The organism is Klebsiella sp. 28, assembly GCF_018223905.1.
Taxonomy (GTDB): domain Bacteria; phylum Pseudomonadota; class Gammaproteobacteria; order Enterobacterales; family Enterobacteriaceae; genus Klebsiella; species Klebsiella pneumoniae.
In genome coordinates this window covers 1-9,293 of sequence record NZ_JAGRQY010000048.1, presented here as the reverse complement: position 1 = coordinate 9,293, position 9,293 = coordinate 1, and the positions used below count along the sequence as shown (strand labels likewise).

Below are 9,293 nucleotides of genomic sequence, written 5' to 3'. Positions count from 1 at the left end.
TCTGGAAGATATGGTGGTGCTCGCCTGGCAGACCGGGGCGTATGTTTTCTGTTTTGTCGACCGGGCCCAGCATCTGGCGATGATGAAATCCATCGGGATGTATGACGAGCGGCTCAACAGCGACGAAAAAGCCACGTACTTTTTCACTGGTAAAAATCCGCAATGGGAACGGAACAAACCCACAGGAATGAAGCTGTGTGATTACCTCTATCGCAAGGTGGAGCGGTTCGCCATCGAGAACGGTGTGCAGGTGGTTGATGCCGGGAAGTGCTCACCGGAGCAGATTAACGCGATGATTGACGTGGTGAGTGAGCGGCACGGGGAAAGCGCGGTGAACGAGAAGCTGAAAGCGGAGCTGATGCGGGAATATAACAGCCGCTATTTTAACGTGCCGGTACCTGAACTGCCGGAGGACAAACCTGCCCGCCGGTGGTGGCCGTTCGGCAAAAAATAAATGCCAGCACCGGCCATGCCGGTGCTGTTATTCCTCCCCGAGCTTATCCCGCATCACCTGCCAGAGTGTTTCCGCATCCTCGTGTAGCCGCTCGCACATGTCGGCCGGGGTATCCATATCCAGCTCGTTCAGTTTATCGAGCAATAGCAGCGACTGCTCCTTAATAAATTTAGCCATATTGAGGGCTGTTTTTTCCTGTTTTGTCATGATTCTTTCCTTCCGGGCATGGTGTGCGCCTGTCAGGTATACTGTCTCAAAAATAGCGGGGTGAGACAATGGCGTGGGTGACGGTGAGACAGGCGACGGAACTGACGGGTAAAGCCCGAAGTTCCCTGTATCGGGATATGGCGAAAGGCCGCGTATCATACCGTACGGAAGCTGATGGCGGCCGGGTGGTGGATACCAGCGAGCTTATCCGGGTGTACGGTGAGTTAAGACAGGATGAGACTCACGAGCGGGACGAGTTGAGACTGTCGGGTGAGACTGAAAAAATGGCCTCCGACGCGTTGATCGCGGAGATAAAAGCACTCAGGGAGGAGGTGGCCGGGCTACGGCAGGAAATGCAGTCCATGAGACTGCTGGAACACAAACCGGAGACAGCAGAGACCCCGGCCGGAACACCGCGCCGGTGGTGGCCGTGGGGAAAACGCTGACGCGCTGTGCTTGTCCAACCGGCGACGGCCACGCAATGAATTGCGTCCCCGTCACCGGTTATTAGAGAACAATATGGGGATTCTGGCGCTGGCCGACCACGGCCAGAACCCGGACTTTTCTGGTCTGGTCATCAACATCATAGAGGACATGCTGTCCCATCAGACTGATCCGGCGAACGTCCTCGCCATAGCGTGAGTCCACTTCATAGAGTCGCGGGAAGTCGGCCAGTTTGTCCGCCGCAGCGAGAACCCGGTCGGTAACGTTCTGCGCATCCCACAGGGATGAATTTTCCGCGATATAGTCAAACAGCGTCGTTACATCCTCGATGGCTCCCTGCTTCCATTCCACGTCATACGGCATCGCGCAGTTCCTGATAACGGCCATGCAGGCGCTGGCGGAGTTGTTCCGTGGTCATACCCGGACGCGTGTCAGCACGGGCGGCGGTCACTTTGGCGCGAACCTGATCTTCATACTCTGCCTGGGCCAGTTCTTCGTTAGCCAGTCGCTGCAACAGCGCAGCTTTGTCCGGGCCACCTTCCGGCAGTATGCGGGGCAGGCTTTCAGCCAGTTCCCGAAGAAAGTTGGCGTTTTCGTAGTGTGTAGTGTTGCTCATTGCGGAGCCTCCCGGGTTAATGCGGCAATATGAAGGAAGTTTAGCAGGGGGCGGTCTGAAAGAATATGGTCGTGTCAGTCAGGCTGATGAAGCAGAAAGTCGGTAAAAAAGGGCTTACGGCATCCATTTTACGTCAAAACATATGCCATGCAGTTGCGTGCATAGGCATGCATTAGGATAAAATTTATCGGGCGCGTTTCCGGCAGTTTTCCGGGGGGGTTGTTGCCTGTTTTATCCCGTAGCCGCCGGAAACGCCCTGAGCCCGTCTGAGCGGTGCGCGTAATGACGCGTTATGGTAAATCCACTTACTGTCTGCCTTCATAGCCATCGAGATAAACAGCTGAAATGGTGTCAGCCAGTAGCCTTGATTTTTTCGGTGTGAGGTCTTTGCTGCGGTAATCGGTACCCGCAAATTGTGTTGTGCCTTGGAGTGAGTTTAAAAATTCCTGACTGTGAAACTGCTGAATGCGTTGCTGCACATCACTCCGTGATTTTCCGGTCGCTTTATCCTTTGCGCCCATATCCCAGAACTGCCGGAAAAAAGGCACCATCATTCGTGTTGTGTCAGCTTTCTGGGTGGAAAAATTGGGATCAAAACCGTCATCTGAAGCATATACGTAATGCCGGGTATGCTGTTCCACGCTGCCCTTTGGAGCACAGGCAGTGAGAGTTGCTGTCGCTGTTATCATGGCGATAAGACACAGTTTGCTGCCGGAACGTCTCATGAGCGTCTCCTTACCTTTAATTCTTTTTTCTCATTGAGTTATATATCCGCAGGCTATCTTATCATCAGTTTCTGACCGTGTTCAGTGACCGAACAACCCGAACCAGACCCCCGTTTCTTTTCCTGTCCCGGAGGGGGCTTTCTGGTATCTCATATAATGATTTCAGTAAAACATACTGAGGCCGGAGAACGGCGCCGTTTGTGCTGGTTTTTGTTGCATCTGGAGGGGATTGCGCATGGTGTGAGTGGCTGTTTTTTTGATCATTTTCACAAAAACGCAAATTTACAGACTTGACATGAAAAACAAGGCAGCGTAATTTTTATACTGTATATAAAACCAGTGGTTATATGTACAGTATTTTATTTTAGTTTATTGTTTTAAAAGTCAAAGAGGAAAAGTATATGAGTGGCGGAGACGGACGAGGTCCGGGTAATTCAGGTCTGGGACACAATGGTGGTCAGGCCAGTGGGAATGTGAACGGTACATCAGGTAAAGGTGGCCCTTCATCAGGTGGTGGTACGGATCCAAACAGCGGGCCGGGCTGGGGTACGACGCATACACCTAACGGGGATATTCATAACTATAACCCGGGGGAGTTTGGTAACGGCGGGAGTAAACCCGGTGGTAATGGCGGTAACAGCGGCAATCATAGCGGGAGCTCTGGTGGCGGACAGTCTTCGGCCACCGCGATGGCCTTCGGTCTGCCTGCCCTGGCCACTCCGGGGGCTGAAGGACTGGCTTTATCCGTTTCCGGCGATGCGTTGTCGGCCGCTGTTGCTGATGTGCTGGCTGCCCTGAAAGGTCCGTTTAAGTTTGGTCTGTGGGGGATTGCGATTTACGGAGTGCTGCCTTCTGAGATAGCAAAAGATGATCCGAAAATGATGTCAAAAATCGTGACGTCATTGCCGGCAGACACGGTAACAGAGACGCCGGTCAGCTCCCTGCCGCTGGACCAGGCGACGGTCAGCGTCACTAAACGTGTGGCGGATATTGTGAAGGACGAGCGGCAGCATATTGCGGTTGTCACCGGCCGGCCAATGAGTGTTCCTGTGGTGGATGCGAAACCGACAAAACGTCCGGGGGTATTCAGTGTGTCGATTCCGGGTCTCCCGTCTCTGCAGGTGAGCGTACCTAAAGGTGTTCCGGCCGCGAAAGCCCCGCCAAAAGGCATTATTGCTGAAAAAGGTGATTCACGTCCGGCTGGTTTTACGGCCGGTGGTAACTCCCGTGAGGCCGTTATTCGTTTCCCGAAAGAGAGCGGACAGAAACCGGTCTATGTGTCGGTGACGGATGTTCTTACTCCGGCACAGGTAAAACAGCGTCTGGAGGAAGAAAAGCGTCGCCAGCAGGCATGGGACGCTGCTCACCCGGAAGAGGGGCTGAAAAGAGAGTATGATAAAGCGAAAGCTGAGCTGGATGCTGAAGATAAAAATATTGCGACCTTAAACAGTCGCATTGCATCGACAGAGAAGGCGATCCCCGGTGCAAGGGCTGCTGTTCAGGAAGCCGATAAAAAGGTAAAAGAGGCAGAGGCAAATAAAGATGATTTTGTGACTTATAACCCGCCTCATGAATATGGCTCCGGGTGGCAGGATCAGGTTCGCTATCTTGATAAGGATATTCAGAATCAGAATGAGAAATTAAAAGCTGCCCAGACATCTTTAAACGAAATGAATGAATCCTTATCCAGGGATAAGGCTGCGCTTTCCGGGGCGATGGAGAGCCGGAAACAAAAGGAGAAAAAAGCGAAGGATGCAGAAAATAAATTAAATGAGGAAAAGAAAAAACCTCGTAAGGGAACTAAAGATTACGGCCATGATTATTTTCCTGATCCCAAGACTGAAGATATTAAGGGGTTGGGAGAGTTGAAAGAGGGTAAACCTAAAACCCCTAAACAAGGTGGTGGTGGTAAGCGGGCCCGATGGTATGGTGATAAAAAGCGTAAAATTTATGAATGGGATTCCCAGCACGGTGAGCTTGAAGGGTACCGCGCCAGTGATGGCGAACACCTCGGGGCATTCGATCCAAAAACGGGTAAGCAGGTTAAAGGGCCGGATCCAAAACGAAACATTAAAAAATATCTTTAAGAGGTAAATATGGGGCTTAAATTACATATTCATTGGTTTGATAAGAAAACCGAAGAGTTTAAAGGTGGTGAATACTCAAAAGACTTCGGTGATGATGGTTCTGTCATTGAAAGTCTGGGGATGCCTTTAAAGGATAATATTAATAATGGTTGGTTTGATGTTGAAAAATCATGGGTTTCGATATTACAGCCACACTTTAAAAATGTAATCGATATTAGTAAATTTGATTACTTTGTATCCTTTGTTTACCGGGATGGTAACTGGTAAGCAAAAGTTATCAAGGATGATTTGAAATACAGACTTCCGGTGTTCAGGGATGAATGCCGGGGTTTTTAAATACAGGGAAGGTATATGAAAAAGGTAAAGGTTGTTTTTCTTTTTATATTGATTTTTTCAGGCTTTCTTCTGGTCGCATGTCAGGCAAACTATATCCGGGATGTTCAGGGTGGAACGGTGGCACCATCGTCCTCCTCTGAACTGACGGGGATCGCGGTTCAGTAGAAAAGATCAAAGGATCTTCTTGAGATCCTTTTTTTCTGCGCGTAATCTTTTGCCCTGTAAACGAAAAAACCACCTGGGGAGGTGGTTTGATCGAAGGTTAAGTCAGTTGGGGAACTGCTTAACCGTGGTAACTGGCTTTCGCAGAGCACAGCAACCAAATCTGTCCTTCCAGTGTAGCCGGACTTTGGCGCACACTTCAAGAGCAACCGCGTGTTTAGCTAAACAAATCCTCTGCGAACTCCCAGTTACCAATGGCTGCTGCCAGTGGCGTTTTGCGTGCTTTTCCGGGTTGGACTCAAGTGAACAGTTACCGGATAAGGCGCAGCAGTCGGGCTGAACGGGGGGTTCTTGCTTACAGCCCAGCTTGGAGCGAACGACCTACACCGAGCCGAGATACCAGAGTGTGAGCTATGAGAAAGCGCCACACTTCCCGCAAGGGAGAAAGGCGGAACAGGTATCCGGGAAACGGCAGGGTTGGAACAGGAGAGCGCAAGAGGGAGCGATTCATCGGAAACGGTGATGATCTTTAAGTCCTGTCGGGTTTCGCCACTCCTGACTGATTCATGGTTGAGCCACCGGCTCCCACAGATGCACCGAAAAAGCGTCTGTTTATGTGAACTCAGTCAGGAGGGCGGAGCCTATGGAAAAACGCCACCTGCGTGGCCTTGCCGTTTTGCCTCACATGTTAGTCCCCTGCTTATTCACGGAATCTGTGGGTAACTTTGCATGTGTCCGCAGCGCCCGCCGCAGTCTCACGGCCGGAGCGTAGCGACCGAGTGAGCGAGGAGGCGCAATTTCCCCGGCACCTACAAGACGGACACCGGACGCGCTGATGTGGCATATTGTCCCCTGATTAAGTCTTTATATTCCCTGATAATAAATTACCAGGATAGGTGAATCATATCGGTTTTTCGCTGAACATTTTACGTTAACCTATCTCTGTTGCTTTTTTCTCCTTACGGAGAAATACAGGTCATCCCCGCGAGGGCGTGGCTGACCTCAGGGGGATATCCCCTGCTTACGCTGGCTGGACGCCACCGACGCACGGTCTCTCCCCCTCTTTCTGGCTCCGTCCGGCTGGACGCCGGCCACGCCAGAAATTCACCCGGCCCCCGTCAGGCTCACGCCTGACCACCCACAAAAATCCACGGTGCTGGACGCACCTGGCGAAGCAGCAAAGCTGCTCCTGATTTTGCGGGTGGTCAGCCGCTCGCTATGGCGAACTCTGACGGGGGCCGGAACACCGGAAAAGACCGCACTGGGGTGCCGCCTTTTCCTCTCACACGCTGGGGCGTGCTCGTTGTTCCTCCGGGGCTGCGCCTTTTCCGCATGGGGCGGAAAGAGGCTGGCCTCCGTGGTGAAAGCTGAACGCAATCACCACGGACGTGACCGCCGCCGCCATGCCTTGGGGCATGTCCGCGGCTTGTGCAGCGGGGGCTGCACATCACGCCGGCAAACCATCGTCTGAAGGAGAGAGAACATGTTTAATACGGATTCGCTTGCCTGGAAGTGGCACATTCCGGAGCTGGCCCGGCAGATTTATCCGTGGGTCAGCTGGCTGTACCAGGAGTATTACGGTCTGGCCGGGGCTTTCCTAGTTATCGGCCTGTTTTTCGGTCTGGCTGAACTTTGGGCCGGACGGATGCGTTTTGTGGGGCTGAGTCATAAGGAGCGACGGGAGTATGCCGATCGCTATAAGCGCGATAATAAACGGCCAGCGCCATTTTCGGTGCTGGCCTCGCTGGATTCGCCCGGGCGGATGGTCAGGGCACGTCGACATGTCTGGAACTACGCGTACTGGCTGACCGGCGCGGCCGGTCTGGCCCTTCTGGGGGGGCTGGTTGTCGCCGTGTTTATCGAGAGCTGGGGAGAAACCGTCCTGCGTCCGGACCTCTACGCAAACGCAGATTATTACCTGCTGCAGCCGGCTAACCTGTTCGGGATTGCCTGGTGCGCGGGCGGGCTGGCTGTCGGGATTGTGTTGGCGCGGCTGCTGGCGTTCCTGCTGCTTGACGGTCATTTTGCGGCTGCTGACGAGGCGGTGAACGCGAAACTGAATCAGGAGAGCCGGCGCAGCAGCCAGCGGACAGGAGAGATGACCGACGTGCGCCACCTGCATTTCGGGGAGCCGGTACCGGTTAATGCGCTGGCCGATTTTTCCTCGGAGCAGGCCCGGCAGGAGCAGGCGGTGTTTCTGGGTAAGGATGAGCAGGGCAAGCCGGTGCTGGTTCCGCGTGATACCTGGCGCAAGACCAACATTCAGATCCTCGGCCTGCCCGGGAGCGGCAAGAGCGTGATGGCCACCAACGCGCTCATTCGCTGCGTACGCGATTTCGGGGACGCGGTGGTGTACTTCGACCCCAAAGGGGACGCATGGGCGCCGCACGTCTTCCGGGCGCACTGTCCGGACTTCACCCTGCTGGATCTGCGGCCGGGGAAACCGGCGCAGCTGAATCTGTTCCGCGATCTCGACCAGTACGCGCTGAAAAACCTGCTGATTGCCGGGCTTAACCTGGGCGAGACCGGCGACGTGGCGGACCACTACCGCATCAGCGAGCAGAAAGCGGCGAAGCTGATTGCGGAGCAGTTTCCGCAGGGGGCAAACATTCAGCAGGTGCTGGCGGCGGCGTACGCGCTGCCGGAGGCCCTGAAAAAGGACGTGAAGGGGTTGATCACTAGGCTGGAAAACGTCGCTGACCTGAGCGTCCTGCAGACGGACAGTGGTATCGATGTGGCGGGGATTATCAACGGCGGCGGCTGCCTGTACGTTATCGGCTCGATGGACGACGAGGCGGTGATCCGTGTGCAAAAAATGCTGTTTGCCCGCTGCGCGCAAATCATCATTGCGCGGGACGAGTTCCGGGAGTGGCCACACGTCAGCGTGATGCTCGATGAAATTAAATATCTGCTGTCGAAGTATGTACTGAACGCACTGGGGACGCTGCGCAGCCGGGACTGCAATCTGTTGCTCGCGCACCAGTCGCTGGGCGATTTCGGGCAGTGCGGGCAGGATCTGCCCGCTGAATTTGTGAAAACCACGGTACTGGATAACACGCCGATCCGCTGGTTTTACCGGGCGGCCAGCCTGGAGTCCGCGCAGTGGGCGGCGGGGCAGACCGGGGAAATCAGGGTGGACGTGGAGCGCCGCCGTGCCAGCCGGGAGGCGGGGAACGTGGAGCATATCAGCGGGGACAGCTTCATCCAGAAGGAGGCGCGGCCGCTGTTTGACGTGAACACCCTGCAACACCTGCCGGACGGGTTCGCGGTCATGACCGGGCTGGGTGTGGCCCGGATGGCGTTCAGCAGTCCGCTGCGGGTTGAGCGCCGGGAAATCCCGTTGCAGCGTTTCCCGGTGCTGGCGAAAACCGATCCCCTGGCGGAGTTCCGGCCCCCGGCCGACGGCGGCGGGCCGAAAGCGGATGATGATTTTGCGGGGATTTACTGATGGCGCTGGAGCTGTACAACGTCAGCCACGCGAAACGACAGGCGCGGAACGCGGAGAAAACCCGGCTGACCCTGCGCTGGTTGCGGGAAGAGCTGTGTTCCACGGCGGAGCTGGTTGCGCGGCGGCTGGGGATTGCGGCGGTGCAGCCGGTCTACCGCTTCCTCGACAGCCTGGTGGCGAAAGGGCTGCTGGTCCGGACCAAATATCCGGTGGACGGCCGTCAGGTCAGCGTGTGGGGGCTGACGCCGCATGGCGTGGCGTTCTCGTTCGACGAGGACGAACCGCTGGCGGATGTTATTCCGTTTCAGCCGTCAAGGGTGTCGGCAGCACATCTGCCGCACCGGCTGGCCGTGCAATCCCTGCGCCTTGATATGGAAGCCAGAGGGGCCACCGGCTGGCGCATTCTGCACCGTCTGAGTCTTAAAGGCATGAAAGTGCCGGACGCCCTGGCGGAGCTGGACGGTAAAACGGTGGCGTTTGAGGTGGAGCGCACCGTCAAGAGCCGTCGCCGGTATCAGGAAGTGGTGTCCGGGTATCTGTTCAACCGCAAAGCTAACGGCATCGATGAAATCTGGTACATCTGCCCGGACCGGGCGACGCAGGTCAGGGTGCAGCGGGCAATCCTGTCGGTGGATGAAATCGTGAACCCACAGACCGGCGAGGCCCGCAAAACGGCAGAGCTGGATCGTGAACGGTTGTTTGCGTGCTTTAAATTTATGACAACGGAGTGAGGGATTATGGCGCTGTACATGGTATTTATTGAAGACGCGGAGGACCGGAACGGCGAGCGCTGCATCATGCCGACCAGCGAGCA

The 9,293-nt window shown here is 55.2% G+C and carries 11 protein-coding genes; 7 read left to right on the top strand and 4 right to left on the bottom strand.

Translation table 11 applies throughout. The annotated features are described in order from the left end of the window. Positions 1-454 (top strand): hypothetical protein (locus KHQ28_RS08830; protein ID WP_128571306.1); only part of this gene is annotated, 454 nt, incomplete at its 5' end. 27 nt (positions 455-481) lie between these two features. Here the strand turns inward: KHQ28_RS08830 and KHQ28_RS08825 are convergent. After that, a complete protein-coding gene (locus KHQ28_RS08825; RefSeq protein WP_000165971.1) occupies positions 482-661 on the bottom strand; it encodes a Rop family plasmid primer RNA-binding protein in 180 nt (59 codons plus the stop codon). Positions 662-729: 68 nt separating this feature from the next. Between KHQ28_RS08825 and KHQ28_RS08820 the strand changes: the two genes are divergently transcribed. Next, complete coding sequence (locus KHQ28_RS08820) at positions 730-1,107, top strand: hypothetical protein (RefSeq protein WP_000312627.1); 378 nt, start codon at positions 730-732, stop codon at positions 1,105-1,107. A gap of 61 nt (positions 1,108-1,168) precedes the next feature. Here KHQ28_RS08820 and KHQ28_RS08815 read toward each other — a convergent pair whose 3' ends face one another. The 3 genes from KHQ28_RS08815 to KHQ28_RS08805 all read right to left on the bottom strand — a co-directional run bounded on the left by KHQ28_RS08815 (position 1,169) and on the right by KHQ28_RS08805 (position 2,446). Continuing rightward, positions 1,169-1,468 carry a type II toxin-antitoxin system RelE/ParE family toxin gene (locus tag KHQ28_RS08815; protein ID WP_001146176.1) on the bottom strand — a complete coding sequence of 100 codons (300 nt, stop codon included), beginning with the start codon at positions 1,466-1,468 and terminating at the stop codon, positions 1,169-1,171. Then, the gene (locus KHQ28_RS08810; protein ID WP_000072676.1) at positions 1,458-1,721 is read right to left on the bottom strand and encodes a hypothetical protein; all 264 of its coding nucleotides are present in this window, start codon (positions 1,719-1,721) and stop codon (positions 1,458-1,460) included. Before KHQ28_RS08810 ends, KHQ28_RS08815 begins: the two co-directional genes overlap by 11 nt. Positions 1,722-2,026: 305 nt before the next feature. Then, complete coding sequence (locus tag KHQ28_RS08805) at positions 2,027-2,446, bottom strand: Exc2 family lipoprotein (RefSeq protein WP_001254601.1); 420 nt, start codon at positions 2,444-2,446, stop codon at positions 2,027-2,029. Positions 2,447-2,847: 401 nt separating this feature from the next. Between KHQ28_RS08805 and KHQ28_RS08800 the strand changes: the two genes are divergently transcribed. The 5 genes from KHQ28_RS08800 (at position 2,848) to mobC (ending at position 9,210) form a co-directional block, all read left to right on the top strand. Continuing rightward, complete coding sequence (locus KHQ28_RS08800) at positions 2,848-4,533, top strand: colicin-like bacteriocin tRNase domain-containing protein (RefSeq protein WP_004178188.1); 1,686 nt, start codon at positions 2,848-2,850, stop codon at positions 4,531-4,533. Positions 4,534-4,542: 9 nt separating this feature from the next. Next, a complete protein-coding gene (locus KHQ28_RS08795; RefSeq protein WP_004152553.1) occupies positions 4,543-4,800 on the top strand; it encodes a cloacin immunity family protein in 258 nt (85 codons plus the stop codon). An 84-nt stretch (positions 4,801-4,884) separates the two neighbouring features. Continuing rightward, positions 4,885-5,034 carry a colicin release lysis protein gene (locus tag KHQ28_RS08790; RefSeq protein WP_004152552.1) on the top strand — a complete coding sequence of 50 codons (150 nt, stop codon included), beginning with the start codon at positions 4,885-4,887 and terminating at the stop codon, positions 5,032-5,034. Between the two features lie 1,480 nt (positions 5,035-6,514). Next, positions 6,515-8,479 carry a type IV secretory system conjugative DNA transfer family protein gene (locus KHQ28_RS08785; protein WP_004178196.1) on the top strand — a complete coding sequence of 655 codons (1,965 nt, stop codon included), beginning with the start codon at positions 6,515-6,517 and terminating at the stop codon, positions 8,477-8,479. Then, entirely contained in the window at positions 8,479-9,210 is a 732-nt protein-coding gene (mobC, locus tag KHQ28_RS08780; RefSeq protein ID WP_004152551.1) for a MobC family replication-relaxation protein, read from the top strand. The genes KHQ28_RS08785 and mobC overlap by 1 nt, the downstream gene beginning before the upstream one ends. Positions 9,211-9,293 lie beyond the last annotated feature (83 nt).